General features: G+C 69.7%; 27 protein-coding genes and 2 tRNA genes. 16 read left to right on the top strand and 13 right to left on the bottom strand.

The annotated features are described in order from the left end of the window. Positions 1 to 2: 2 nt before the first annotated feature. On the top strand, positions 3 to 1778 hold the full coding sequence (gene treZ, locus B9Y95_RS14765; protein WP_085512951.1) for a malto-oligosyltrehalose trehalohydrolase: 1776 nt from the start codon (positions 3 to 5) through the stop codon (positions 1776 to 1778). Positions 1779 to 1981: 203 nt separating this feature from the next. On the opposite strand, the gene B9Y95_RS14760 is transcribed toward treZ, so the two are convergent. Continuing rightward, complete coding sequence (locus B9Y95_RS14760) at positions 1982 to 3766, bottom strand: glycoside hydrolase family 13 protein (protein ID WP_085512850.1); 1785 nt, start codon at positions 3764 to 3766, stop codon at positions 1982 to 1984. A gap of 218 nt (positions 3767 to 3984) precedes the next feature. On the opposite strand from B9Y95_RS14760, the gene B9Y95_RS14755 reads away from it, so the two are divergent. The 4 genes from B9Y95_RS14755 to B9Y95_RS14735 all read left to right on the top strand — a co-directional run bounded on the left by B9Y95_RS14755 (position 3985) and on the right by B9Y95_RS14735 (position 5642). Further along, on the top strand, positions 3985 to 4362 hold the full coding sequence (locus B9Y95_RS14755) for a PGPGW domain-containing protein (protein WP_085512847.1): 378 nt from the start codon (positions 3985 to 3987) through the stop codon (positions 4360 to 4362). 73 nt (positions 4363 to 4435) lie between these two features. Beyond that, positions 4436 to 5374 carry a lytic transglycosylase domain-containing protein gene (locus tag B9Y95_RS20900; protein WP_234994120.1) on the top strand — a complete coding sequence of 313 codons (939 nt, stop codon included), beginning with the start codon at positions 4436 to 4438 and terminating at the stop codon, positions 5372 to 5374. Positions 5375 to 5454: 80 nt separating this feature from the next. Beyond that, positions 5455 to 5526 (top strand) — tRNA-Thr (locus B9Y95_RS14740). 42 nt (positions 5527 to 5568) lie between these two features. Further along, positions 5569 to 5642, top strand: a tRNA-Met gene (locus B9Y95_RS14735). A 56-nt stretch (positions 5643 to 5698) separates the two neighbouring features. On the opposite strand, the gene B9Y95_RS14730 is transcribed toward B9Y95_RS14735, so the two are convergent. From B9Y95_RS14730 to B9Y95_RS14715, 4 genes are all read right to left on the bottom strand, one after another. Then, entirely contained in the window at positions 5699 to 6184 is a 486-nt protein-coding gene (locus B9Y95_RS14730) for a DUF3592 domain-containing protein (protein ID WP_085512842.1), read from the bottom strand. A 36-nt stretch (positions 6185 to 6220) separates the two neighbouring features. After that, positions 6221 to 6772 (bottom strand): hypothetical protein, encoded by a 552-nt coding sequence (locus B9Y95_RS14725; RefSeq protein WP_143736499.1) that lies wholly within the window; start codon positions 6770 to 6772, stop codon positions 6221 to 6223. A gap of 82 nt (positions 6773 to 6854) precedes the next feature. Next, positions 6855 to 7433, bottom strand: a complete 579-nt coding sequence (locus B9Y95_RS14720; RefSeq protein ID WP_143736497.1) for a hypothetical protein — start codon at positions 7431 to 7433, stop codon at positions 6855 to 6857. A 143-nt stretch (positions 7434 to 7576) separates the two neighbouring features. Continuing rightward, a complete protein-coding gene (locus B9Y95_RS14715; RefSeq protein ID WP_085512836.1) occupies positions 7577 to 7975 on the bottom strand; it encodes a MerR family transcriptional regulator in 399 nt (132 codons plus the stop codon). A 92-nt stretch (positions 7976 to 8067) separates the two neighbouring features. On the opposite strand from B9Y95_RS14715, the gene B9Y95_RS14710 reads away from it, so the two are divergent. Further along, positions 8068 to 8769 carry an SDR family oxidoreductase gene (locus B9Y95_RS14710; RefSeq protein ID WP_085512834.1) on the top strand — a complete coding sequence of 234 codons (702 nt, stop codon included), beginning with the start codon at positions 8068 to 8070 and terminating at the stop codon, positions 8767 to 8769. Positions 8770 to 8870: 101 nt separating this feature from the next. On the opposite strand, the gene B9Y95_RS14705 is transcribed toward B9Y95_RS14710, so the two are convergent. The 3 genes from B9Y95_RS14705 to B9Y95_RS20415 all read right to left on the bottom strand — a co-directional run bounded on the left by B9Y95_RS14705 (position 8871) and on the right by B9Y95_RS20415 (position 10796). Further along, entirely contained in the window at positions 8871 to 9560 is a 690-nt protein-coding gene (locus tag B9Y95_RS14705; RefSeq protein ID WP_085512832.1) for a M23 family metallopeptidase, read from the bottom strand. 103 nt (positions 9561 to 9663) lie between these two features. Beyond that, positions 9664 to 10314 carry a M23 family metallopeptidase gene (locus B9Y95_RS14700; RefSeq protein ID WP_159453424.1) on the bottom strand — a complete coding sequence of 217 codons (651 nt, stop codon included), beginning with the start codon at positions 10312 to 10314 and terminating at the stop codon, positions 9664 to 9666. Between the two features lie 113 nt (positions 10315 to 10427). Continuing rightward, positions 10428 to 10796: a hypothetical protein gene (locus B9Y95_RS20415; RefSeq protein WP_143736495.1), complete on the bottom strand. Its 369-nt coding sequence runs from the start codon at positions 10794 to 10796 to the stop codon at positions 10428 to 10430. A gap of 154 nt (positions 10797 to 10950) precedes the next feature. Here B9Y95_RS20415 and B9Y95_RS14690 point away from each other — a divergent pair, with 154 nt between their 5' ends. Genes B9Y95_RS14690 through B9Y95_RS14680 form a run of 3 tightly spaced genes read left to right on the top strand, consistent with a single transcriptional unit; the run spans position 10951 to position 12100 of the window. Beyond that, positions 10951 to 11394: a helix-turn-helix domain-containing protein gene (locus B9Y95_RS14690; protein WP_085512825.1), complete on the top strand. Its 444-nt coding sequence runs from the start codon at positions 10951 to 10953 to the stop codon at positions 11392 to 11394. Continuing rightward, positions 11357 to 11785, top strand: coding sequence for an ImmA/IrrE family metallo-endopeptidase (locus B9Y95_RS14685; protein ID WP_159453423.1), 429 nt, complete (start codon positions 11357 to 11359; stop codon positions 11783 to 11785). The genes B9Y95_RS14690 and B9Y95_RS14685 overlap by 38 nt, the downstream gene beginning before the upstream one ends. A 21-nt stretch (positions 11786 to 11806) precedes the next feature. Beyond that, entirely contained in the window at positions 11807 to 12100 is a 294-nt protein-coding gene (locus tag B9Y95_RS14680; RefSeq protein ID WP_085512820.1) for a DUF3253 domain-containing protein, read from the top strand. 24 nt (positions 12101 to 12124) lie between these two features. Here the strand turns inward: B9Y95_RS14680 and B9Y95_RS14675 are convergent, their stop codons facing one another. Beyond that, a complete protein-coding gene (locus B9Y95_RS14675; protein WP_085512818.1) occupies positions 12125 to 12532 on the bottom strand; it encodes a DUF6855 family protein in 408 nt (135 codons plus the stop codon). A gap of 101 nt (positions 12533 to 12633) precedes the next feature. Here B9Y95_RS14675 and B9Y95_RS14670 point away from each other — a divergent pair, with 101 nt between their 5' ends. The 6 genes from B9Y95_RS14670 to B9Y95_RS14645 all read left to right on the top strand — a co-directional run bounded on the left by B9Y95_RS14670 (position 12634) and on the right by B9Y95_RS14645 (position 16830). Beyond that, the gene (locus B9Y95_RS14670; RefSeq protein ID WP_085512815.1) at positions 12634 to 13224 is read left to right on the top strand and encodes a histidine phosphatase family protein; all 591 of its coding nucleotides are present in this window, start codon (positions 12634 to 12636) and stop codon (positions 13222 to 13224) included. Next, complete coding sequence (locus B9Y95_RS14665) at positions 13221 to 14018, top strand: sulfite exporter TauE/SafE family protein (RefSeq protein ID WP_234994119.1); 798 nt, start codon at positions 13221 to 13223, stop codon at positions 14016 to 14018. Before B9Y95_RS14670 ends, B9Y95_RS14665 begins: the two co-directional genes overlap by 4 nt. A gap of 99 nt (positions 14019 to 14117) precedes the next feature. Beyond that, complete coding sequence (locus B9Y95_RS14660; RefSeq protein ID WP_085512813.1) at positions 14118 to 14696, top strand: DUF937 domain-containing protein; 579 nt, start codon at positions 14118 to 14120, stop codon at positions 14694 to 14696. A gap of 108 nt (positions 14697 to 14804) precedes the next feature. After that, positions 14805 to 15254 (top strand): MaoC family dehydratase N-terminal domain-containing protein, encoded by a 450-nt coding sequence (locus B9Y95_RS14655; RefSeq protein WP_085512810.1) that lies wholly within the window; start codon positions 14805 to 14807, stop codon positions 15252 to 15254. Then, on the top strand, positions 15251 to 15682 hold the full coding sequence (locus tag B9Y95_RS14650; RefSeq protein ID WP_234994118.1) for a MaoC family dehydratase: 432 nt from the start codon (positions 15251 to 15253) through the stop codon (positions 15680 to 15682). Before B9Y95_RS14655 ends, B9Y95_RS14650 begins: the two co-directional genes overlap by 4 nt. An 11-nt stretch (positions 15683 to 15693) precedes the next feature. Next, the gene (locus B9Y95_RS14645) at positions 15694 to 16830 is read left to right on the top strand and encodes a UDP-N-acetylmuramate dehydrogenase (protein ID WP_085512808.1); all 1137 of its coding nucleotides are present in this window, start codon (positions 15694 to 15696) and stop codon (positions 16828 to 16830) included. Between the two features lie 46 nt (positions 16831 to 16876). Here the strand turns inward: B9Y95_RS14645 and B9Y95_RS14640 are convergent, their stop codons facing one another. The 3 genes from B9Y95_RS14640 to aceA all read right to left on the bottom strand — a co-directional run bounded on the left by B9Y95_RS14640 (position 16877) and on the right by aceA (position 21327). Continuing rightward, positions 16877 to 18106 (bottom strand): pyridoxal phosphate-dependent aminotransferase, encoded by a 1230-nt coding sequence (locus B9Y95_RS14640; RefSeq protein ID WP_085512942.1) that lies wholly within the window; start codon positions 18104 to 18106, stop codon positions 16877 to 16879. Positions 18107 to 18227: 121 nt separating this feature from the next. Beyond that, entirely contained in the window at positions 18228 to 19892 is a 1665-nt protein-coding gene (gene aceB / locus B9Y95_RS14635; protein WP_085512806.1) for a malate synthase A, read from the bottom strand. Between the two features lie 88 nt (positions 19893 to 19980). Continuing rightward, entirely contained in the window at positions 19981 to 21327 is a 1347-nt protein-coding gene (aceA, locus tag B9Y95_RS14630) for an isocitrate lyase (RefSeq protein WP_085512940.1), read from the bottom strand. A 151-nt stretch (positions 21328 to 21478) separates the two neighbouring features. Between aceA and B9Y95_RS14625 the strand changes: the two genes are divergently transcribed. After that, entirely contained in the window at positions 21479 to 22972 is a 1494-nt protein-coding gene (locus B9Y95_RS14625) for a helix-turn-helix transcriptional regulator (RefSeq protein WP_085512938.1), read from the top strand. Positions 22973 to 23032: 60 nt separating this feature from the next. Here B9Y95_RS14625 and B9Y95_RS14620 read toward each other — a convergent pair whose 3' ends face one another. Next, complete coding sequence (locus B9Y95_RS14620) at positions 23033 to 24106, bottom strand: alkene reductase (RefSeq protein WP_085512804.1); 1074 nt, start codon at positions 24104 to 24106, stop codon at positions 23033 to 23035. Positions 24107 to 24293: the final 187 nt, after the last annotated feature.

The raw sequence follows: 24293 nt of genomic DNA, 5'->3' as shown, positions 1-24293 counted from the left end.
CGATGACGACCAGCACCACGAGTCCGGCTGACGGGTTCCGCGTCTGGGCACCCGAGGCCCAGCGCGTCGACCTCGTCCTGGACGGTGAGCAGCACCCGATGGACCGCGACGTCGCGGAGGGGTGGTGGATCGCGCTCGACGGTGCCGAGCCACGTGCGGCGGTCGTCGACAGCGACTACCGCTACCTCGTCGACGGTGAGGGTCCGTTCGCTGATCCCCGCTCGCGTCGGCAGCCGGAGGGCGTCCACGGCCCGTCACGCGTCGTCGCATCCGACCCCGTGCCGTGCGACGGGACCGGCTGGCGGGGGCGCTCGCTCATCGGTGCCGTTCTCTACGAACTCCACATCGGGACGTTCACCGAGACGGCGACCTTCGACGGGGCGATCGAACGCCTCGACGAGCTGGTCGAGCTGGGTGTCGACGCCGTCGAGATCCTGCCGGTCAACGCGTTCAACGGTGTCTGGAACTGGGGCTACGACGGCGTCTTCTGGTCGGCGGTCCACGAGGCCTACGGCGGACCGGACGGCTACCGTCGCTTCGTCGCCGCGTGCCACGAGCGCGGGCTCGCCGTCATCCAGGACGTCGTGTACAACCACCTCGGTCCCTCCGGCAACGTCCTGCCCCGCTTCGGTCCCTACCTCGCGGACGGTGCCGGGAACACCTGGGGCGACAGCCTCAACCTCGACGGGCCGGACTCCGACGAGGTGCGTCGGTACATCATCGACAGCGCGCTGCTGTGGTTCGAGGAGTATGGCGTCGACGGCCTGCGCCTCGATGCGGTCCACGCCCTGCACGACACCCGTGCGATCCACCTCCTCGAGGAACTCGACGCCGCGGTGGACGCGCTCAGCGCCGACCTCGACCGACCGTTCACGCTCATCGCGGAGTCGGATCTGAACGACCCGAAGCTCATCACGCCCCGGGGTCCCGGCGGCGCTGGCGGGTACGGTCTCGACGCGCAGTGGAGCGACGACTTCCACCACGCACTGCACGTGGCGCTCACCGGCGAGGTGTCCGGCTACTACGCCGACTTCGCCCCGCTCGGTGCGCTCGGCAAGGTCATGGAGGAGGGGTTCTTCCACAACGGCACCTGGTCGAGCTTCCGCAAGCGCCACCACGGCCGCCGCATCGACCTCGAACGGACGCCGAGCTGGCGACTCGTCGTGTCCGACCAGAACCACGACCAGATCGGGAACCGGGCGACGGGCGACCGGCTGGCCGCGACGCTCGACGACGGGCAGCTCGCCATCGCCGCCGCGGTCACGCTGCTCGGACCGTTCACCCCGATGCTGTTCATGGGGGAGGAGTGGGCCGCCTCGACGCCCTGGCAGTTCTTCACCTCGCACCCGGAACCCGAGCTCGGTGAGGCGACGGCGAAGGGCCGGATCGCCGAGTTCGCGCGGATGGGTTGGAACGAGGCCGACGTGCCGGATCCGCAGGATCCTGAGACCTACCGTCGGTCGGTGCTCGACTGGTCGGAGCGATCCGGTGGACGGCACGCGACGCTGCTGACCTGGTACCGACGGGTCATCGAGCTGCGACGCACGGTCCCGGCGTTCACCGATCCGGCGTTCGCCGACACCACGGCGATCGTCGATGAGGCGACCGGCTCGTTCGTCCTGCGTCGTGGCTCGGCCACCCTCGCGGTCAACTTCGGGACGGAACCCGTCGAGCTCGCGCTGCGGGTCGGCGAACTCCTCGACAGCTTCGGTGAGGTCGTCACGACGGACGGTTCCCTCCGGCTCGGCCCCCACGCGGTCGCGATCCTCCACCACTGACCTGCCCTGCCCTTGGGCCAGCGCGGTGCGCTGACGCGAGCGCGGGTCTCCGGCGTGAGCGCGCCCCTCCGGAGGGGCGCGCTCACGCGCACGCCCCGCGGCGGGGCCGATTCCGGCGCGCTCGCGTCAGCGCACCGCGCCGGCACCGAATCGCCCGCGGTCACGTCAGCGCACCGCGCTGGGCAACCGGCCGACGGAGTGACTCAGGCGACGGGCAGGGTCGAGGGCGTCGTGAACCAGACCGTCGTGTCGCCGTGGATGGTGCTGCCGTCGAAGGGTCCGCTCGCGACGAGCACTGCCGAGTCCGCGAGCGACGAGGGCACGGCGATGTCGTCGGCACCGGTGTTCGCGACGACCGTGACCGCACCGTTGGTCAGCGCGAGGATGGTCTCGGGAGCCCCCTCGATCCAGGCGATCGAACCGAGTCCCAGCGTGTGCTCGCGGCGCAGGCGGAGCAGCGTGCGGTACAGCTCCAGCGTCGAACCGGGGATGCCGGCCTGTGCGTCGCGCGAGTAGTCGTTCCAGTCGTCGGGCTGCGGCAGCCAGGACGCACCGGTCGTGTTGAAGCCGTATGCGGGGTGCCCGGCCTCCCACGGGATCGGCACGCGGCAGCCGTCGCGGCCGTACCGCTCGTGGTTCGTGCGGAACCACGTCGGGTCCTGTCGGGCGTCATCCGGCAGGTCGATGACCTCGGGGAGCCCGAGCTCCTCGCCCTGGTAGAGGTACGCCCCACCGGGCAGACTCAGCATGAGGGCGGTCGCCGCCCTGGCCCGCTGCAGCCCGAGTGCCCGATCGGGCTGGCCGGGGGTGTTCGGACCGACACCGTAGCCCTGGGGGTTCTCCTCCGTGAGCGCGAGACGGGACGCGTGGCGGACGACGTCGTGGTTGGACAGCACCCACGTGCTCGGAGCGCCGACCTGCGCGAACGCCCGCAGCGACTCGCCGATGACCGTCTTGAGGTCCGCGGCGTTCCACGGGGTCTCGAGATACGGGAAGTTGAACGCCTGCTGCATCTCGTCTGGACGCACCCACAGCGCCATCTTGTCGAGCGGGTCGACCCAGGCCTCGGCGCACAGCACCCGGTCGCCGTCGTAGGTCGCGAGGAGCTCGTGCCAGTCGCGGTAGATCTCGTGCACGCCGTCCTGACCCCAGTACGGTGCCGTCTCCGGCCACGAGGCGGGCCCGGTGCTGATGCCGGGTTCGAGTGCGACGCCCGCCGAGGCGCCACCCATGCTGCCGCCCTCGGCCGGCGGGGTGTAGTCGGGCAGGCCGTCGGCCTTGATCATGCCGTGCGCCACGTCGACGCGGAACCCGTCGACGCCGCGGTCGAGCCAGAACCGGAGGATGTCGCGGAACTGCTCGCGGACCCACGGGTTCGTCCAGTCGAAGTCGGGCTGCGAGGAATCGAAGATGTGCAGGTACCACTGGCCAGGCGTGCCGTCGGCCTCGGTGACGCGTGTCCAGGCCGGACCGCCGAAGACGGACTCCCAGTTGTTGGGGGCGATCTCACCGTGCTTGCCCTTCCCGTCGCGGAACATGTATCGCGCGCGCTCCGCCGAGCCGGGGCCGGCCGCGAGGGCTTCCTGGAACCAGCGGTGGGCGCTCGAGGAGTGGTTGGGGACGAGGTCGACGATGACGCGGATGCCGGCAGCGTGCGCGGCTGCGGTCATCGCGTCGAAGTCGGCGAGCGTGCCGAAGATGGGGTCGACGTCGCAGTAGTCGGCGACGTCGTAGCCGGCGTCCTTCTGCGGGCTCGTCATGAAGGGGGACAGCCAGATGGCGTCGACGCCGAGCTCCTGCAGGGCGCCGAGGCGGGAGGTGATCCCGGGGAGGTCGCCGAGGCCGTCGCCGTTCGCGTCCGCGAAGGATCGCGGGTAGATCTGGTAGATGACGGCGGAGCGCCACCACTCCGAACCGGGGGTGGAGCCTCCTGCGGGGGAGGCGTGCTGAGCTGCGGTCGCCGACGTGGTCGGGAGGGCGGAGTCCATGTCGCTACCCTAGGCCATTCACGGGGGCCGTCGCCGCTCGTGGACTGGCCAGCGCGGTGCGCTGACACGAGTGCGGTGCATGGCGGCGAGCGCGGCGCTCCGGAGGGGTGCGGTCGCGCTGGCACCCCGCACTCACGCCGGTTCGGTCACACGGGAACCGCGTCGATTCTGACCGGATTCCCGGCCACCGACCCGCCCGTCCTGCTTAGAGTGGGGACATGACCACGGAATCGGACGGCTCGGCCCGCAGCACGGCGAAGCGCGTCGCCGCGCAGGCGGGAGGCATCGCCGGATCAGCGGCCCGCACGACGCGTGGCATCATCCGTCGGAATCCGACCGCGAACCGGGTGTACCGGGCGGGTGTCGGAGTCGTCGGCGGTGGCACCGTGGCGCTTGGCGTGGCTCTGATCCCGCTCCCCGGACCGGGCGCACTGATCGCCGTCGGCGGGCTCGCCGTCCTCGCCTCGGAGTTCGAGGGTGCGAAGCAGGCCAGCACGAAGGCGAACGCCGCCGCCAAGAAGGGTGTCGCCGTCGCGAAAGACCTTCGGGCGAAGCGCCAGGCCAAGCAGGCTGCGAAGGCCGCTTCGGAGCGCTGAGCCCGCGGCGCATCGCTGACCCGGCTCGCGTGGGCGCACCGCGCCGACACCAGCGCCGGGCTACGGTGGATCGGTGGGGACATCGGCGAAGGGGCGTGGCGCGCGCCGGCCCGCACGACGCAAGACCGCTGCGCCCGGACGACGCACGACCAGCACCACCCGCTCGACGCGGAAGCCGCGGTCCCGACCGACCAGCGCGCGCAACCGCTCCCGACGTCTGACCGCGCCGACGCGCCGGAACCGGCTGTCGAGCATCCGGGTGGGATGGCTCGTCGCCGGCGGGGCGGTCGCGATCGTCGGTCTCGCCGTCATCGTGGCAGCGGTCGTCTGGGGACCGGAGCTCATCAGTCGAGCGGAAGCACGGGACTCGACCCTCGGAACCGCGCCACATGCTGCCGTCGAGGGACCCGGGATCCCGGCACTCGGCTCGGCCGGCACGGCGCCGGCGGCCATCACCGACCGGGTGGACCGTGCCTGGGCGACGGCCACGGCGCTCCGCCTCGGCATCCCCGAGCGGGCGATGGTCGCCTATGCCGGTGCGGCGCTCGCCGTCGCCGAGAGCCAACCGGGCTGCGGGATCGCCTGGAACACGCTGGCCGCGCTCGGCAGCGTCGAGTCCGGGCACGGCACGATCTTCGGCGGTGCACTCGACGACGCCGGTCGGGCCGTTCCGCCCATCGTCGGCCCGGCGCTCACCGGCACCGAGTTCGACGCCGTCACCGACACGGACCGTGGTGCCTTCGACGGCGACGCCAGATGGGACCGCGCGGTCGGGCCGATGCAGTTCATCCCGTCCACCTGGCAACGGTGGGGAGCGGACGGGAACGGCGACGGTGTCGCGGACCCGCAGCAGATCGACGACGCGGCGCTCGCCGCAGCGCACTACCTGTGCCATGGTGGCCGGGACCTCCGCGTCGAAGCCGACTGGATCGCGGCGATCGGCTCGTACAACGGGGCCGCGTCGTACCTGCAGAAGGTCGTCCACGCCGCGGACACCTTCGCCGCGAACTGATCCCGATCCGGTGTACGAAGCACCCCTCGCGGGATGCTAGTCTCTACTGGTGCCATTTCCGCGTGAGCGGTTTGGTTCGCGCTCCGATAGCTCAGTGGTAGAGCACTTCCTTGGTAAGGAAGAGGTCGCGGGTTCAAGTCCCGCTCGGGGCTCGTTCTCTCCGTCACTGCTCTCGCCGGCATACGGAGAGACGTGGCAGGGTAGCTCAGTTGGTGAGAGCGCACGACTCATAATCGTGAGGTCGAGAGTTCGAATCTCTCTCCTGCTACGCAAGGCCCGGGATACCGGGCCTGTTGCGTTTCCCGGCCGCTCGTCTCGGTGCCGTCAGTCCTTCGGCTCGGGTCCCCGCCCCGCACGGAGCAGGACGCCGACGAGCATCGCGGTGCCGATCAGGAGACTCACGCCGGTCAGTACGACACCGATTCCGACGACCGAGGTCCCCGGCCCGTCATAGCCCTCGAGCACCGCCGTGCCGGGGTCGTCCGCTCGATAGATCACGGTGACGACGTCGCCGACGGCGGGTTTGCCGTCGAGGGGCCAGTCCGCCCAGACGCGCTGTGGCGAACCGTCGGGCGCCAGATAGTCGGTCCTGAACCGGTGGTCCGACGCGTTCCTCCCGTCATCGACCTCGGTGACCGTCCCACTCGTCCGCTCCCCGTTCTGCAACAGGTCGCTGTCGGCAGCCATCATGAAGGAACCGACGACCACGGCCACCGGACCGGCCAACAGCATCAGGGCGATCGCCACCGTCTGGAACACCCTGCTGTGCAGGAAGCCCCGTGTGTCGCCTGTCGCGCGTTTCCGTGCCATCACCAGTGCGCACCGTCCCGATTCGAAGCTCCTGCATCAATGGTTCCCAGTGAGGGAGAGACTCAGCATGACGATGGCGGGCACGATCAGGCCGATCGCGACGCCAGCGGCCGCCGCCCAGAGCCCGATGCGGACGTGGGGGCTCATGCGGGGGCGCAGACCGAGTTCCTCGCCGATCTCCTTGATGCGCGCGCGTTCGTTCTCGGGACTGAACGCGATCTCGAACCCGCCGGGGGAGGTCCCGAGCATGATGACCCTGGCGTATCGGACCCGGCCGGACTGCCAGGAGAACGACCAGGAGAGGCGCGGCACGAAGCCGGAGACACCAGCCGACCAGCTCATCCGCTTGAGTTTGTCGGTGATGCTGAACCGCCGCCGTCGTTCGTCGACCCGCACGGTGTAGGTGATGCTGTCGGACACCTCGTTCAGCTGCAGGACGTTCCACCAGCGGGCGTCCGCGAGGTCGTATCCGACCTGGAACCCGTCGGGGAGGCGGGTGACGATGAACGGGGTGTTCTGCAGCTCGGCCTCGACGGCCCACTGATAGTCCTCGAGCACGCCTGCCGGTGCATCTTCGGTTCCACTCACGGACTCAGTATGGCAACGCGGTGAGAGTACGCGCCCATCGTCGGATGGGCAGTGCTCCCCATCGCAGATTGGCCTCGAACAGTCATCGCTCCCAGATGCGACGGTAGCCGGGCATGAAGGCGATCATCGCCGCGAGCAGGGTGCCGAGGTTGAGGAGTGGCAGCGCCGGGCCGATGGTCCAGGGCGAGTCGGCGTAGACCCCCATCAGCATGACCATCCAGGCGCCGATGTTGCCGAGGATGAGCACGATGATGAAGGTCACAGCGGTCGCTCCCGCCCGGGACGAGATGCGCTTGCCCGCGAGCGTCGGCGCGGTGCAGATCGTGCCGATGATCACGACGATGAGCACCAGGAACGCGCTCGCGAACAGGATCGAGGCGGCCTCCGGGTCGCCGTCGTCGTCACGATCGGCGAATCCCGCGAGGAAGAAGAACAGGTTGAAGGACTCGGGGTCCTCATCCGTCTTCGTCTGGGTCGCGTAGGGGACGAACAGCGAGAGGATGAGGGCGATCTCGAGGAGCAGCATCGGGACCGAGATCAGGATCGATTCGATGCCCGCCACGCGCTCCTCGAGCCGGGTGCGGGCCGCCTGGGCGGCGACCGATTCGGTCGCGGTCGCTTGGCCCTGCTTCGCTGGGCTCTGCTTCACTGGTTCACTCATCGCTGACCCCCCGGATCGGGAGTCGGGCTCAGGCGTGCCCGACTCGACTGCCGCGAAGGCGAGCGACCGGTTCTGTCCTCGACCTCCGACGAGGTCATGGTAGCTGCGATGGGCCGACCATGCCGGAGTTGTGCCGGATGGCGTCAGGCGGCGTCCAGCTCGGCCGGAAGCTCGTCGCGCAGCGCGGGGCAGTGCTCCGGCGTCGGGTGGAGGGTGATGTCGATGACCGCTTCCAAACGGGCGCGTGCTGCTTCGAGGTCGGCCATCTGCGCGGTGATGCGGTCACGTTCGGTCCGGAGCAGCGCGAGCGACTCCGGCGTCGCGACGCCCGCATCGACGCAGGGGAGCAGCTGGACGATCGTGCGGCTCGGCAGACCTGCGGCGAAGAGTTGCTGCACGAGTTCGACGCGTTCCACTGCTGCTCGTTCGTAGGTCCGCTGGCCGCTCGTCGTGCGGGTGGCGGTGAGGAGTCCTTGCTCCTCGTAGTACCGGAGCGAGCGGACGCTCACCCCGGTCCGAGCCGCGAGATCTCCGATGCGCATCGAGCTTCCGTTCCTGGCTTGCACCTGACATTGATGTGAGGTCTTAGCCTAACCAGGCTGCTGCGGGATCGCCCCGCACGCGGAAGGGAATCATGGACATCGCAGGATCCGTCGCACTCGTCACCGGCTCGAACCGGGGCATCGGCCGCCGGTTCGTCGTGCAACTGCTCGAGCGCGGCGCGTCGAAGGTGTACGCCACCGCGCGGCGCCCGGAACTCGTCGACATCCCGGGCGTGGAGGTGCTGCAACTCGACATCACCGATCAGGCGTCCGTCGCTGCGGCGGCCGAGATCGCGACCGACGTCACGTTGCTCGTCAACAACGCCGGGATCGCGACACAGGGCTCGATGCTGACCGACGACCTCGCGAACGCTCGGCGGGAGATGGACACGCACTATTGGGGCAACCTCGCCATGGTGCGTGCGTTCGCGCCGGTGATCGAAGCGAACGGTGGAGGGACGATCGTCAACGTGCTCTCCGCCCTGAGCTGGTTCGCCCATCCCGGCTCCGGCGGATACGCCGCGGCCAAGGCGGCGGAGTGGAACATGACGAACGCGGTCCGTCTGGAACTCGCGCCGAAGGGTGTCACGGTGCAGGGGCTCCACCTCGGGGCCGCCGACACCGACATCATGGCCGGCTACGACGGCCCCATGGTCGACCCGGCGGACGTCGCACGGGCCAGCCTCGACGGCGTCGCGTCCGGCGCTTCCGAGGTCGTCGTCGATGAGTGGAGTGCCATGGTCAAGGCCTCGCTCGCCCACGACCCTGACGCGTTCTACGCGCAGTTCGCCTGAGTATCGAGCTTGCACGCTGTGCTCCGGGCGTGCACGGTGCAGAATGGAGGAAGCCCCCGAACAGTTACGGTCTGCTCGGGGGCTTCCTCACGCCCGTGCGGCTACCGCAGCCCCGCGACGAGTTCGGCGAAATGCTGACCTCGTGCGTTCGCCTCCGCGACCAGCGTGGTGACCTGGTCTTCGGTCAAGCCGCTGACCTGACCGTAGGCCTGCGTGTTCGCGGCGATGGAGAACCCCTGCCCGCCGTCGGGCGAGGTGTACTTCGTCCCGAAGGTCTCGGTGACGAGCGCGATGGTGCCGGCCGGCACGCTGATGATCTTGGGCATGTCTGACTCCTTGAATGGGTGTCCCGGGTCGTCGCCGTTCAGGCGAGCGTTGATGAACGGATACGGATCGGTCGTGACTCCGATGTCGGCGTTGTTCCATGTGCCGTCCGCGGTGAAGGTGATGGTGAGATGCAGATGGGCTCCGCTGGAAGCGGACCCGGTGTTCCCGACGACGCCGACGGGTTCACCGCGGACGATCGCCGCACCGACCTGGTGCGGTGAGGCGGCCGCCAGGTGGCAGTAGCCCGAGTACATGCCGTCGGGGTGGGCGATGACCAGGACGTTGCCGAGCGCGTCGCTCCAGCGGTTGGCGGAGACGACGCCGGCTGCGACCGCCGGGATCGCGGCATCGGCGCCGGGCTGGTAGTCCAACCCGCGGTGCGGTTGGGATCGTCCTCCTGCCATCGAACCCCAGCCGTCGGCCAGATCCATCTGCGGGAACGGGTGTTGATAGCGGAGGACCATGTGGCTCCTTTCCTGGCGCGGAGGGTGGGCCCCCGAGCAGTTACGGTCTGCTCGGAGGCCGTTCTCCGTTGCCGGTCAGTGGTGACTCGAGGTCACCGGTGCGCTACGCCTGGTTCGACGTGAGCTCCCGGATGGTGGTGTAGAACTGGTCGCCCGTGAGGTTCACGAACGAGCCGTAGGTCGGCACCAGGGCGTCGTAGACGGCCGGTGCGGGGATGTAGCGGACGTAGCCGGGGCCGACGAGCGCCATGGCGCCGAAGGTCTGCTTGCCCTGCCAGACGTAGCCGGACTGTCCCTGACGGATGATCTTCACGAGTTGTTCTCCTGTGTTTGTGGATGGGTTCGCGGAGCCGAAGTAGCTCCACGGGTTCTGGCGGCTGCCAGAGGGGTCGAGCAGGTGACGGTGGAGGTGCTGAGGCACGCCTCCCGTGTTGCCCGAATAGGCGATGATGTCGCCCTGGTTGAAGTGCTGACCGTTGCTCCCGACGTATCGGTCGAGGTGCGAGAACACATCGGCCCATCCGGGGTTCTGGTCATGGTTGAAGCGGCACGAGTTGCCCGCTGATCCGTCGTTCGGAACCCAGTTCATGGTTCCGGGCGTGGGTGCGAGCACCGGGGTGCCCACAGCGGCGACGAGGTCGACCCCGCCTCGGCCGGTCCGGTCGAGGTGGTTCTGCCAGGACACGTAGGGGTCGCGGTTGTCGTCCGCGATCACCGTGGACGGGCCGTTCAGCACGTAGTTGTTGAGCGCCACTCTGCCTCCAATCTGTTGTTTCGTGGAGGAAGTGTCCTCCGAAATTCGAACGTGTGTTCGAGAGAGACTCTACGACGATCTCGTCGTTTTGTCCAGTTCAATTTGCCTATTCATCATGAAATTCTTTCTTCAGAGGCAGATTCAGCATCCGAATCGAGTCGAGCATGGCGAGGTGTCGAGCCTGCGCTCAGTCTGGTCAGGAACCCGTTCACGCCGGGGATCGCCATGATCCGGGCCAGTGCTGCGGCGATCGCCGCCGTCGTGGCCACGGCCGCCGCCGCCCAGGCGTAGACGTCGTCCGGGAGGAGTTCCCGAATCGCCTCCAGGAGCTGTGGCGCGATGATGCTCGCAGTCGTGACGCAGGCCGCCGAGCTCAAGATCACGGCCGCCGTCGTCTGGATCACGGTGCGGATGATCCGCTGTGCCGGAAACGGGACGGGTGGTGGTGTCGCTGGTTCCGGTGATGTCCGGTGTTCGGTCATAGTGCCTCCTCAGGCGTCGTGGGTGGTGATGGACGACCTGGATGGTTTCCAGAAGTTGTCTGATCTGGCATCATTCAGGTCGGAGGTGACACTATAGAGCGCAGGAGGCAGGTTTTCTGCCGTTCACGACAGGGTTTCTGGCTACGATCGGAACGTGAACGCAGCAGAGGCGATGGTCAATCAGGCGTTGGCGGACGAACTCGTCGCCGCCTACAAGCGGCGACGCATGAATCAGCGCGCCCTGGCTGAGGCGACGGGGATGAGTCCGACGACCCTGCAACGTGTCCTCGCCGGTCGCAGCGAGATCAGTGGCCCGACGTTCGTCACGCTCTGCGCGGCGACCGGCGCCGATCCGGTGCGCCTCCTGGCCGACGCCCTGCAAGCGGTCGGGGGGATGAGTCGGATCGAGGCCGAACTGCAAGCGAGCGACGACGAGCGCGTGGCTCCCGTGTCGGACACCACTGCTACGAATGACGAGCTGGATCGCAGACGCCGGCAGAGGGAAGCTGCGTCGTGGACGACGGAGCAGTTGGAGGGGGAACGTGGGGCGGCAATCACCGATGGAGAACTGGAGCAACCCGAGCCGGAAGCCCCGTGAGCGCGGGCGCGCCTACGACCCGTATGCGCACGCGGAGGAGCTCGGTCTCGCGGTGATCTTCCGGCCCCTGCGGGTCTCCCATGAGCGCTGGCTGCCGTCCGCGCACACGATCGTCATCCAGGAGTCGCTCCGGTCCGTCCACCGGCGGAACGCCCTCGCCCACGGCATCGCGCACTGCGTGCTCGGCCACGAGGACGACAGGCCGAAGCACGAGGTGCAGGCCGACCGCTTCGCCGCGTCGAACCTCATCGACCTCGACGAGTTCCGGGCCATCGCGCGTTGGGCACCGGACCTCGAGCATCTCGTCGCGGAACTCGGCGTCACGAAGCGCCTGGCCCGGGCGTTCGTCGCGCAGCATGAGGACCTGGCCCAGCACGCCGACCTCGCGTAGCGGCGCGCGCATACTGGGACCATGACCGACGAAGCCGCACCGGACCCGCAGCCTGCGGCAGCCGTCGACGACGACCTCCTGGAGTCGACGATGCTCGACCTGCTGGGGAAGCGGGCCGCGACCTCCTCCATCTGCCCGTCCGACGTGGCGCGAGCCGTCGGCGGCGACGACTGGCGAGCGCTGATGGACGACACCCGCCGGGTCGCCTGGCGCCTGGTGGACGAGGGGCGGGTGCGGATCACGCAGGGCGACGAGGCGGTCGATCGCGCGACGGTCCGCGGCCCCATCCGGATCCGATGGGCAACCGAGGACTGAAGCCGAGTCGGTGGGACCAGCCCGTCAGCGCGCCCTGATGCGGTTGTTCCGTGCGTCGTGGGTCAGCTCCGCGAGGCCGAGCGCCTCGAGCAGTGGCGGGAGGTACATGCCGAAGCGTCCACGGAACCCCTTGCGGAGGCCGTACCAGCCGCCGACCGGGTTGTCCTCGGAACGCCCCCACGCCTCGACCGAACCGGCGGCCGGCTCCTTCTGCTCGTCGGCGGCGCCGAGTGGCACCCAGTCCGCCCGCTCGACCAGCCAGGCGTGCAGGTCGTCGACCGCACTCGCTCGATAGCTCAACGTCGTCGAGCCCACGCGGCAAACGAGGGCCGGGGGAGTCCCCTCATCGTCCCGGTACATCGTGTAGGCCGAGCTGCCGGGAGCCGTCGAGAGCTCCCAGGGTGATTCCTTCGAACCGGTTCCGGTCACCATGACGTCTCCTCGATCGTCCACGCAGGATCGGCGTCGATCGTGCGCTCACAGTATGCGCCCGCATCGGAGAGGGCACCAGCGACGCCGGTTAGGCTGGAGACATGACCATCGCCCTCATCCGTCACGGACAGACCGCCTGGAACTTCGAACGACGGCTGCAGGGCACGACGGACATCCCCCTGAACGACACCGGGCGGGAGCAGGCGGCGACGGTCGCCCCTCGGCTCACCGGCACCTGGGACGTCGTCGTCAGCTCCCCACTGGGGCGCGCACGCGAGACCGCGCAGATCATCGCGGACGCGCTGGGTCTCGAGCTCGGCCCCACGTACACCGACGTCGTCGAGCGCCACTACGGCGACGCCGAGGGCGCGACGGCGCAGATGGTCGTCGAGAACTGGCCCGACCACCAGTACCCGAACCTCGAGACCGAGGAGTCGGTCATCGAACGCGGACTCCGCGGCATCGAGGCCATCGCACGCGACTACCCCGGGCGGAACGTCCTCGTCGTGAGCCACGGCACGCTCATCCGCCTCACCCTGAGCCACCTCTCCGGTACGACGGTCCCGCCGCTGGAGAACTGCTCCGTGTCGGTCATCGAGGCGACCGAAAGCGGTTGGTCGCTCCTGGACGCCGGGACCGCTCGCACGACGCCCTCGCTCGAGACGGCGCTCTCCGGTTCCAGCGCGCAGTGAGCGGGAACGACCCGATCGGCCGTCCGGTCCGCTCCCCGTCGGGCATCGCCTGGCTGATCGGCATCGGACTGACCGCCGGATTCCTCTCCGGGCTGTTCGGGGTCGGCGGAGGCATCCTCATCGTCCCGGCCGTCGTCTTCCTCCTCGGCTTCGGACAGCGGCTCGCCGCGGGGACCTCCCTGGCCGCGATCGTCCCGACCTCGCTCGTCGGCGTCGTGTCCTACGCGGTGAACGGGACCGTCGACTGGGTGGCGGCGATCCTGCTGGCGATCGGTGCGATCGGCGGCGCACAACTCGGCAGCTATCTCCTCTCCAAGCTCCCCAAGAAGGCGCTCCAGTGGGGCTTCATCGGCTTCCTGCTCGTCGTGGTGGTGTCGCTGTTCCTGATCGTCCCGTCTCGTACGGCCGAGATCGATCTGCACGTCGGCTCGATCATCGGCCTCATCGTGCTCGGCTTCCTCACCGGCGTCCTGTCGGGGCTGCTCGGCATCGGCGGCGGGGTCGTCGTCGTACCGATGCTCATCCTGCTGTTCGGTGCGAGCGACCTCATCGCCAAGGGCACCTCGTTGCTCATGATGGTGCCGACCGCGATCTCCGGCACCATCGGCAACGTCCGGCGAGGCAACGTCGACCTGACGGGCGCAGCGATCATCGGCATCGCTGCCTGCACGACCACGGCCCTCGGCGCCATCGTCGCGTCGGTCGTCCCGCCGTTCGTCGGCAACCTGCTCTTCGCCGCGTTCCTCGTGGTCATCGCCATCCGCATGGTGTTCCAGGCGCTCAAACGTCCGTAGCCGGTCCACGCCCCAGCACCACCCCTGGTGTCGCAGCCGGGGCGGCGCTAGCCTCTGGCCGAGAGTTCCGCCACCGGGGCGGCCTCGGAGGGGAACAGCATGACCAGCCTGGACGACATCTTGGGGACCCTGCCGATCGGCGACATCGCGAAGAAGCTGGGCGTCGACAGCGCGACCGCGGAGGCGGCGGTGAAGCAGGCGCTTCCCGCGCTCGTCGGCGGCCTCGAGGCCAACGCCAAGGACGGGGGAGCGACATCGATCGAGCAGGCCGTCGAACGGCACGGATCGTCGCTCGTCGACGGCGGCGTGACACTCGACGACGTCGACACGGACGACGGGGAGAAGATTGTCGACAACGTCTTCGGTGCGAAGAAGCCCGAGGTCGTCGCAGCACTCGGATCGTCGCAGCCGGCAGCGGCCGGCGGCATCAGCCCGGAGCTCATCGGCAAGGTCCTGCCGATCCTGGCACCGATCGTCTTGAGCTTCCTTGCGAAGCAGTTCTCGCCGAAGCCCACCGGCGAGGCGACCGAGTCGGCGCCGAAATCGACCACGGGCGGTGGCGGCATCGGCGATCTCCTCGGCGGACTGCTCGGCGGCGGCGGGTCGGGATCAGGCGGTGGTGGCCTCGGTGATCTCCTCGGCGGCCTCGGTGGCCTGCTGGGCGGCGGGAAGCGCTGAGCGTTCACGATTCAGGACCGTTGCGGCGCGTCGTGGTCCGGATCCGCGAGGTCGGTTCAGCTCGCCGTGCACGTCCTCCGTCGTGAACCGGCGGGTAGGCTGGAGGGCGTGTCAGTGAACCCAGAGCTCGCCGGTCGGGTCTTCCCGCCCGTCGCCCCGTACCTGGTCGGACGCGAGAAGATCCGCGAGTTCTCGCGGGCCGTCTTCGCGACGAACCCGATCAACCTCGACCCGGAGGCGGCCCGCGCCGCAGGATACGCCGACGTCGTGGCGCCGCCCACCTTCGCCGTCGTCGTCCAGGAGCACACGCTCCAGCAACTGCTCGCCGCACCCGACGCGGGTATCGACTTCAGTCGGGTGGTCCACGGCGACCAGCGCTTCGTGCACCACCGTCCGATCGTCGCCGGCGACGAGCTCACCGCGCAGCTGACCGTCACCGCGGTGAAGTCCCTGGGTGGCCACTCGATGGTGACGTGCGACTCGGTCATGACCGATGCCACCGGTGAGCCCGTGGTCACCGCGACCTCGACGCTCGTGGTGCGAGGAGACGAAGGATGAGCGACGTGCAGCAGACCCCGACCATGCCGGTTGTCGGCGACGTCGTCGCGGAGCGGACCGTCCACCTGACGCGCGACGCCCTCGCGCGGTACGCCGGCGCCTCCGGAGACTTCAACCCCATCCACTACCGGGACGATGTCGCGGCCTCCGTCGGGCTGCCGGGCGTGCTCGCCCACGGCATGCTGACGATGGGGATCGCGGCCCAGCCGGTGGTCGACTGGATCGGCGACCCCGGTCGGGTGCTCGAGTACCAGGTGCGGTTCACCCGACCCGTCGTCGTCGATCCCGAGACCGGTGCCGACCTCCAGATCGTCGCCAAGGTCGGCAAGGTCGACGAGGAAGCCCGCTCCGCGCGTGTCGACCTCACCGTCACCTATGCCGAGCAGACGGTGCTCGGCAAGGCGCAGATCGTCGTCAGCTTCGCCTGACCCGGAGGACCATGACCGACACCATCCGTCTGAGCGAGCTCACCACCCTCGGGGTGGGTGGGCCCGCCGCAGCCTTCGTGGAGTGCACGAGCGAGGCCGAGCTGATCGAGGCCGTGCTCGACGCCTGGAACACCGACCAGCCGTGGCTGTTGCTCGGTGGCGGGTCGAACCTGCTGATCGGCGACGAGCCTCTCGACGCGACCGTCATCCGGGCGGCGAACCGCGGCATCGAACGCCTCGACGCACCGTCCGGTCGCGTCCGCCTGCGGGTGCAGGCCGGTGAGGACTGGGACGCGCTCGTCGCCTCCACCGTGGAGCACGGCTGGGCGGGTGTCGAGGCGCTCTCCGGTATCCCGGGATCCTGTGGAGCTGCGCCCGTGCAGAACATCGGCGCCTACGGGCAGGAGATCGTGTCGTCGCTCGTCGCCGTCGACCTGCTCGACGAGGAGTCGCAGACCGTCGAACGCGTTCCGGCCGCGGAGCTCGGGCTCGGCTACCGGACATCGGTCCTGAAGCGCCACGGTGGCGGGGAACCCGAGCGCTCCGGCGTGGTCGTGGCGATCATCATCGACCTCGACGACGTCGGTGTCGACGGACTCGCCGCACCCATCGCCTACCAGCAGCTCGCCTTCGCACTCGGGGTCGAGGTCGGCGAGCAGGTCCGCCTCGCCCAGGTGCGCACGACCGTGCTCGCACTCCGGGCGTCGAAGGGCATGGTGCTCGATCCCGACGACCCCGACACCGCCAGTGCCGGTTCGTTCTTCACGAACCCGATCGTGTCGGAGCACGTCGCCCGGTCACTGCCGGGGGACGCCCCGTGGTGGCCGGTCGACCCGGCGGCCGACGACGACACCGAGTACGTCTTCCCGCTCGGCGAGGTCGTCAACCCGCCCAGACCGGCTCCCGTGGAGCGCCTCGCGAAGCTCTCGGCCGCCTGGCTGATCGAGCGGGCCGGCGTCCGTCGCGGGTTCGCGCTCCCCGGATCGCACGCTGCGGTCTCCACGAAGCACACGCTCGCCCTGACGAACCGGGGCGGGGCGACCGCCACCGAGATCGCCGAGCTCGCGCGATTCGTGCAGGCGCGCGTCCACGCCGAGTTCGGTGTCCTCCTGCAGCCCGAGCCCGTGGTGGTCGGCGTCACGATCTGACGCTGCCGAGGTCCGCTCGCCTGAAGACGAGCGGACGGACCACGGGTCAGGACGCGAACAGGCGCTGGAGACGCTTGACGCCCTCGAGGAGCTGGTCGTCGCCGAGTGCGTAGCTGAAGCGCAGGTAGCCGGACGGCCCGAACGCCTCGCCGGGCACGGCCGCGACCTCGGCCTGGTCGAGCATGAGGTCGGCGAGTTCGAGCGACGTCCTGGGCGTCACCCCGCCGAACGTCCGGCCGAGCAGCGCCCTGACGTCGGGGTAGACGTAGAAGGCGCCCTGTGGGGTCGGCGTGTCGAAGCCATCGATCGTGTTGAGCTCGCCGACGATGAGCTTGCGGCGGCGGTCGAACGCCTCACGCATCGCCTCGGCGGCGTCCTGCGGACCGGTGAGGGCCGCGATCGCCGCGCGTTGCGCGATGTTGTTCACGTTGCCGGAGAGGTGCGACTGGAGGTTGCCGAGCGCCTTGATCGCGTCCGCCGGGCCGACGGTCCACCCGACGCGCCAGCCCGTCATCGCGTACGTCTTGGCGACGCCGTTCACGAGGAGCGTCTGCTCGGCGAGCTCGGGGACCGCCTCGACGATGGAGATCGCCTTCACCGCCTCGCCGCTGTCGCCGGCCGAGTAGGTGAGGTTCTGGTAGATCTCGTCGGAGATCACCCAGATGCCGTGCTCGAGCGCCCACTCACCGATCGCCTTCGTCTGCTCGGGGGAGTAGACGGAGCCGGTCGGGTTCGATGGCGAGACGAAGAGGAGGACCTTGGTGCGCGGGGTGCGAGCCGCCTCGAGCTGCTCGACCGTGACCTGGTAGTTCTGCGAGGCGTCGGCGAAGACGTCGACCGCGACACCGTCGGCGAGGGCGATGGCCTCGGGGTAGGTGGTCCAGAACGGCGTCGGCACGATGACCTCGTCGCCCGGGTTCAGCAAGACCTGGAACGCCTCGTACACCGACTGCTTGCCGCCGTTGGTGACGATGACGCGGCTCGGGTCGACCTCGAGACCGGAGTCGCGGAGCGTCTTCTCCGCGATGGCGGCACGGAGGTCCGGCAGGCCGGCCGCTGGGGTGTACCGGTGCGCCTTCGGGTCGCGGGCGGCGACGAGCGCCGCTTCGACGATGTGCTCGGGCGTCGGGAAGTCCGGCTCGCCCGCCGCGTAGGAGATCACGGGCCGGCCTTGCGCCTGCAACGCCTTCGCCTTCGCGTCCACCTTCAGCGTGGCGGACTCGGCGATCGCTGAGATCTTCGTGGACAGACGGGGCGTGGGAGTCGATTCAGGCACGAGTCCGAGCGTACCGAACCCGGTGTCGAGAGGACAGTGCGTGTCCGACCTCGCGTACAGCGAGGTGAGGCACCTCGTCGCCCGGTCCACCGGGGAACGACGACGTGCCTCACCTCGGTCCTCATGCGGGGTCGACGAGGTACCGCGTGTACGCCGGGACGGTGAGGAAGGTCGGGAACTCGTCGCGCAGTGCCACCTCGCGGAACAGCTCGGCGGCGTCGTCGAAGCGGTCGTCCGCGGTGCGGGGGAGCGAGGCGAGGAGCTCGTCGAGGAGGCCTTCGACCCGCTCACGGGTGATCGGACGGCCGTCGTCGGTCGCGACGTCCTGGTGGATCCACTGCCAGACCTGCGATCGACTGATCTCCGCCGTCGCCGCGTCCTCCATCAGTCCGTCGATGGCCGCGGCGCCGAGCCCGCGGAGCCAGGAGTCGAGGTAGCGGACGGCGATCGACACGTTGTCGCGGAGACCGACGTCCGTGACCGCGCGACCGATGCGGACGTCGAGGAGCTGCGACGGCGTCACCGACACATCCTCACGCAGGCGGTCGAGCTGGTTCGGACGATCACCGAGGACCGCGTCGAACTCGGCCCTGGCGGTCTCGATGAGGTCCGGGTGCGCCACCCAGGTCCCGTCGAAGCCGTCGCCCGCCTCGCGGCGCTTGTCGGCTGAGACCTTCTCTATCGCGCGCGCCGTCGCCTCCGGATCGCGACGGTTCGGGATGAATGCGGACATCCCGCCGATCGCGTGCGCACCGCGGCGGTGGCACGTCTGCACGAGGAGCTCGGTGTAGGCGCGCATGAACGGCACCGTCATCGTCACCTCGCTGCGGTCGGGCAGGACGAACCGGGCACCGCGCCCCCGGTAGTTCTTGATGATCGAGAAGATGTAGTCCCACCGACCGGCGTTGAGACCGGCGCAGTGGTCGCGGAGCGCGTACAGGATCTCGTCCATCTCGAACGCAGCCGGGAGCGTCTCGATGAGCACGGTGGCGCGGATCGTGCCGTGGTCGAGACCCAGGCGTTCCTCGGTGAACGTGAAGACGTCGTCCCAGAGCTGCGCCTCCTCGCTCGACTCCAACTTCGGGAGGTAGAAGTAGGGCCCTCGGCCGGCGTCGATGAGCGGGCGGGCGTTGTGGAAGACGTAGAGGCCGTAGTCGACGAGGCTTCCGGAGGCCGCCATCGCCGCTCCGGAGCGGTCGACGAACCGCAGGTGCTTCTCCACGAGGTGCCAGCCGCGTGGGCGCATGACGATCGTCGGCGTCTCCGTCGCGGTGACGCGGTACACCGTGCCCGCTTCGTTCGTGAACGTCAGCTCGCTGCGGACGGCGTCGCGCAGCGAGAGCTGACCGCCGATGACGTTGGCCCACGTCGGGCTCGTCGCGTCCTCCTGGTCGGCGAGCCAGACGTTCGCGCCGGAGTTGAGGGCGTTGATCGTCATCTTCGGATCGGTGGGGCCGGTGATCTCGACCCGGCGGTCCTCGAGACCGGGCCCGGCGCCGGCGACGCGCCAGGAGCGGTCCTCCCGGATCGCCGCGGTGTCGTCGCGGAACCGCGGGTCGCGGCCGTTCCCGATCTCGAAGCGTCGGCGCATGCGCTCGGCGAGGCGGTCGTGCCGTGCACCCGCGAACCGCTGGTGCAGGTCGGCGAGGAAGGCGAGGGCGTCCGGGGTGAGGATCTCGTCGTACCGGTCCCCGAGACGACCGACGACCTCGATGGCGGGGCCGGTGCGCTGCGTGGGCACCGGCGCGGTGGTGGGCGTGGACGGGGAAGCGAGCAGGGTGTTCATGGGGTGACTCCGTTTCGGATGGTCGTGCGTCGGATGGGCCCTTCGAGCGGTCCCTGAGCTTGTCGAAGGGCGGGGCTGGTATGGATCATCAGTGGAACTGTTGTTCCTCGGTCGACCCGGCGAGGGCGAGGGTGGCGCTGCCGGGGTTGAGGGCGGTCGCGACCAGGTCGAAGTAGCCGGTACCGACTTCCCGCTGGTGCTTGGTGGCGGTGTAGCCGCTGGCCTCTGCGGCGAACTCGGCTTCCTGGAGGTCGACGTAGGCGCTCATCGCCCGCTCCCGGTAGTCGTTCGCCAGGGTGAACATCGAGTGGTTCAGCGCGTGGAAGCCGGCGAGGGTGATGAACTGGAACGCGTACCCCATGGCGGCGAGCTCGCGCTGGAAGGACGCGATCTGCGCATCGTCGAGGTGCGACTTCCAGTTGAACGACGGCGAGCAGTTGTAGGCGAGCAGCTTGCCCGGGAACCGCTCGTGGACGGCCTCGGCGAACCGCCGGGCGAGGTCGAGGTCGGGTTCCGCCGACTCGACCCAGAGCAGATCGGCGTATTCCGCGTAGGCGAGGCCGCGCGCGAGCACCGGACCGATGCCGTTCTCCACCTCGTAGAAGCCCTCCGGGGTCCGGTTCCCGTTCAGGAACGGCAGATCGCGCTCGTCGATGTCGCTCGTGAGGAGCGTGGCTGCCAGCGCATCGGTGCGGGCGATGACGATGGTCGGCACACCGGCGACGTCCGCCGCCAGCCGGGCCGCATTGAGGGTCCGGATGTGCTGGCTCGTCGGCACCAGCACCTTGCCGCCCATGTGGCCGCACTTCTTCTCAGCCGCGAGCTGGTCCTCCCAGTGGACGCCCGCGGCGCCGGCCTGGATCATGCCGGCCATGAGTTCGTAGGCGTTGAGCGGTCCACCGAAGCCGGCTTCGGCGTCGGCGACGATCGGCGCGAGCCAGTCGATCGCCTCGGGTCCCGGCGTCTCCCCGACGGCTCGCTCGGCGAAGTCGATCTGCTCGGCCCGGAGCAGCGCGTTGTTGATCCGCCGGACGACCGCCGGAACCGAGTTCGCCGGGTAGAGGCTCTGATCGGGGTAGGTCTGCCCGGAGAGGTTCGCGTCGGCGGCGACCTGCCATCCGGAGAGGTAGATCGCCTGCAGGCCCGCCCGGACCTGCTGCACGGCCTGGTTGCCGGTCAGCGCACCGAGTGCAGGCACCCACTCCTCGGTGTGGAGGAGGTTCCACAGGCGCTCCGCGCCTCGGCGGGCGAGCGTCGGTTCCTCCCGGACACCGCCACGCAGGCGGACGACGTCCTCGGCGGTGTAGTCGCGGCGGACCCCGTCCCAGCGCGGGTCGGTGTCCCACTCGCGCTGCAGTTCCTCGGCCGTCTGCGTCTGGTCGCCGGCGCGGAGGGGCGTGCGGTGGTCGGTCGGTCGGGTGGCTTCGTTGCTCACGATGACTCCTGTGGTGTCGAGGTCGGTGGGGCGGGTCGTGCTGTGGGAACGATCCTGCGCTCGCCGCAACCCCGACGGACGTCATCCGTGGACAGAAGAACGGCCGACCTTCTGTTTGCCGGAACAACCGGGGCGTGTGAGCATGATGACCATGACCAGCACCGCCGCTGCTCCACCCGCCTCCGCCACCCCTGGTGACGGAACTGCTCCGCACGCGGACGCCCTCGTCCTCGGTCGCCGGATCCGCGATGCCCGGTCCCGCGCGGGCCTCACGCTCGACGAGCTCGCGCAGGCGATCGACCGCGCACCGTCCCAGGCGTCGGCGATCGAGAACGGGCATCGGGAGCCGAGCCTGTCGATGCTCCGCGTCATCGCCGCGGCCCTCGACACCACCGTCGACGACCTGCTCCGTGACGAACCGCCGAGCGACCGCGCCGCGCTCGAGATCGCCGTCGAGCGTGCCCAGCGGGGCCCCGTCTTCTCCGCCCTCGGGATCGCACCCATCCGCGTCTCGAAGGGGACGGCGGACGAGACGCTGCGCACCGTGCTGGCGCTGCACGACGAGGTCGCCCGCCTGCATCGGGAGCGCGCGGCGACGCCGGAGGAGGCGCGCCGGGCCAACGCGGTCCTCCGGGCGGACATGCGGGCGGCCGACAACCACTTCCCCGATCTCGAGGCCGTCGCGAAGGGGCTGCTCGACGCCGTCGGCTACACCGGAGGGCCGGTCTCGCACCAGACGGTCGCCGAGATGGCACAGCACCTCGGGTTCTCACTCCACTACGTCGGCGACCTGCCGCACTCGACGCGCTCGGTCACCGACCGGCGCAACGGTCGGATCTACCTGCCGACCGAACCCTCGATGTCCCGTGATTCGCGTTCCCCCATCCTGCAGGCGTTCGCCAGTCACCTGTGCGGGCACGAAGAGCCGGGAAACTACGCGGACTTTCTGCGGCAGCGCGTTGAGACCAACTACCTGACGGCGGCCATCCTCCTGCCCGAGCGCGACGCCGTGCGCGTCCTCGGCGAGGCGAAACAGCTCCGGCGCATCTCGATGGAGGACCTGCGCGACGCGTTCGCGGTGTCGTACGAGACAGCCGCGCACCGCTTCACGAACCTCGCGACGAGGCACCTCGGGCTCCCGGTGCACTTCATGAAGGTGCACGAGTCGGGGACGATCATCAAGGCCTACGAGAACGACGGGGTCACGTTCCCATCCGACGTCCTCGGAGCGGTGGAAGGCTCGCTCGTCTGTCGCAACTGGACGGCCAGGACCGTCTTCGACGTCGAGGACCGCTTCAGCCCGTGGTATCAGTACACCGACATGGACACCGGCACCTTCTGGTGCACCTCGCGGATCGAGAAGGCCAAGGAGGGCGAGTACTCGGTCAGCGTCGGCGTCCCGTTCGCGCACGTGAAGTGGTTCCGCGGACGCGAGACACCGCATCGGTCGACCTCGAACTGCCCCGACGAGCGATGCTGTCGTCGGGCCTCACCGGCGCTCGCCGAGCGGTGGGAGGGGAACGCCTGGCCGGCGGCGCGGACACCGACGAGTCTGCTGGCGGCCCTGCCGACGGGATCCTTCCCGGGGGTCGACTCCGTCGAGGTGTACGAGTTCCTCGAGTCGCACGCGCCACGGGCGGACTGAGGTGAGGCACCTCGTCGCCCGACGAGGTGTCGAGCGACGAGGTGCCTCACCTGAGCGTGATCAGCTCGCGAGGCGCGGGTAGTCGGTGTAGCCCTCGGCGCCCGGGCCGTAGAAGGTGGCCGGGTTCGGCGTGTTCTCCTCGTGCTCGCCCGCCCAACGCTCGACGAGGTCGGGGTTCGCGATGGCGAGACGCCCGACGGCGACGGCGTCGGCGTGCGCGTGCTCGACGAGGGCGATCGCCTCGTCGCGCGTCGTGACGGTGCCGAAGCCGCTGTTGACGATGAGCTTGCCGCCGAAGTGGCCGCGCAGGTCCTGGACGAGCTCGCCGGCCGGGTCCTCGTGGAGGATGCTGAGGTAGGCGAGGCCGAGCGGTGCCAGGGCGTCGAGCAGTGCCTCGTAGGTCGCTCGGACGTCGGCCTCGTCGGTCTCCGCCGTGTCGCCGGCGCCGTTCATCGGGGAGATGCGGATGCCGACGCGCGCTGCGCCGACCGCCTCGGCGACGGCACCGACGACCTCGGCGACGTACGACGCGCGAGCCTCCGGGCTGCCTCCGGCGCGGTCGTCGCGCACGTTGGAGACGGGGGACAGGAACTGGTGCAGCAGGTAGCCGTTCGCGGCGTGGAGCTCGACGCCGTCGAGCCCTGCCTCGATCGCGTTGCGGGCGGCCTGGACGAACTCCTCGCGGACCGTGTCGAGCTCCTCGGTGCTCAGCGCGTGCGGGACGGGGTACGGCTGGGCGCCCGTCGGCGTCCGGACCTCGCCGGCGATGGCGATCGCGCTCGGCGCGACGATGCGGTCGGTGCCCGTGATGTCGGTGTGCGAGACGCGGCCACCGTTCATGAGCTGCATGACGATGAGCCCGCCTGCTCCGTGCACGGCCTCTGCGACGCCACGCCAACCCTCGACCTGCTCGGGGGTGACGATGCCGGGCTGGCCCGGGTAGGAGCGAGACTCGGCGCTCGGGTAGGTGCCCTCCGTGATGATGAGCCCGAGCCCTGCGCGCTGGCTGTAGTGCTCGGCGACGAGGTCGCCGGGGACGCCGTCGGCTCCGGACCGCATGCGGGTGAGCGGGGCCATGACGACGCGGTTGGCGAGTTCGAGGTCGCCGAGTCGGACGGGGGCGAAGAGATCCATACGGGTGGTGCCTTTCGTGGGGGTGCGGCACGCGGACGACGCGGCCTTCGGACGCAACCCGCCGGTGGCCGCCGATATTCCGATGATGCTTCTGGACCTTGTGCATCTGGAATACTTGTTGCTACGCTCGCCTGGTGGTCGTCGGGCTCTGTCCCCGCAGCTCGCGACGACCACGACCCGGTGTCGA

This window comes from Plantibacter flavus (assembly GCF_900177615.1).
GTDB lineage: Bacteria > Actinomycetota > Actinomycetes > Actinomycetales > Microbacteriaceae > Plantibacter > Plantibacter flavus.
This window is presented reverse-complemented; position numbering and strand designations above follow the sequence as displayed.

Excerpts from the sequence above, each read along its gene's own strand:
- treZ (WP_085512951.1), top strand. The coding sequence starts at position 3 with ATGACGACCAGCACCACGAGTCCGGCTGACGGGTTCCGCGTCTGGGCA.
- B9Y95_RS14760 (WP_085512850.1), bottom strand. The coding sequence starts at position 3,766 with ATGGACTCCGCCCTCCCGACCACGTCGGCGACCGCAGCTCAGCACGCC.
- B9Y95_RS14755 (WP_085512847.1), top strand. The coding sequence starts at position 3,985 with ATGACCACGGAATCGGACGGCTCGGCCCGCAGCACGGCGAAGCGCGTC.
- B9Y95_RS14730 (WP_085512842.1), bottom strand. The coding sequence starts at position 6,184 with ATGGCACGGAAACGCGCGACAGGCGACACACGGGGCTTCCTGCACAGC.
- B9Y95_RS14720 (WP_143736497.1), bottom strand. The coding sequence starts at position 7,433 with ATGAGTGAACCAGTGAAGCAGAGCCCAGCGAAGCAGGGCCAAGCGACC.
- B9Y95_RS14715 (WP_085512836.1), bottom strand. The coding sequence starts at position 7,975 with ATGCGCATCGGAGATCTCGCGGCTCGGACCGGGGTGAGCGTCCGCTCG.
- B9Y95_RS14710 (WP_085512834.1), top strand. The coding sequence starts at position 8,068 with ATGGACATCGCAGGATCCGTCGCACTCGTCACCGGCTCGAACCGGGGC.
- B9Y95_RS14705 (WP_085512832.1), bottom strand. The coding sequence starts at position 9,560 with ATGGTCCTCCGCTATCAACACCCGTTCCCGCAGATGGATCTGGCCGAC.
- B9Y95_RS20415 (WP_143736495.1), bottom strand. The coding sequence starts at position 10,796 with ATGACCGAACACCGGACATCACCGGAACCAGCGACACCACCACCCGTC.
- B9Y95_RS14685 (WP_159453423.1), top strand. The coding sequence starts at position 11,357 with ATGGAGAACTGGAGCAACCCGAGCCGGAAGCCCCGTGAGCGCGGGCGC.
- B9Y95_RS14680 (WP_085512820.1), top strand. The coding sequence starts at position 11,807 with ATGACCGACGAAGCCGCACCGGACCCGCAGCCTGCGGCAGCCGTCGAC.
- B9Y95_RS14675 (WP_085512818.1), bottom strand. The coding sequence starts at position 12,532 with ATGGTGACCGGAACCGGTTCGAAGGAATCACCCTGGGAGCTCTCGACG.
- B9Y95_RS14670 (WP_085512815.1), top strand. The coding sequence starts at position 12,634 with ATGACCATCGCCCTCATCCGTCACGGACAGACCGCCTGGAACTTCGAA.
- B9Y95_RS14660 (WP_085512813.1), top strand. The coding sequence starts at position 14,118 with ATGACCAGCCTGGACGACATCTTGGGGACCCTGCCGATCGGCGACATC.
- B9Y95_RS14650 (WP_234994118.1), top strand. The coding sequence starts at position 15,251 with ATGAGCGACGTGCAGCAGACCCCGACCATGCCGGTTGTCGGCGACGTC.
- B9Y95_RS14645 (WP_085512808.1), top strand. The coding sequence starts at position 15,694 with ATGACCGACACCATCCGTCTGAGCGAGCTCACCACCCTCGGGGTGGGT.
- aceB (WP_085512806.1), bottom strand. The coding sequence starts at position 19,892 with ATGAACACCCTGCTCGCTTCCCCGTCCACGCCCACCACCGCGCCGGTG.
- B9Y95_RS14625 (WP_085512938.1), top strand. The coding sequence starts at position 21,479 with ATGACCAGCACCGCCGCTGCTCCACCCGCCTCCGCCACCCCTGGTGAC.
- B9Y95_RS14620 (WP_085512804.1), bottom strand. The coding sequence starts at position 24,106 with ATGGATCTCTTCGCCCCCGTCCGACTCGGCGACCTCGAACTCGCCAAC.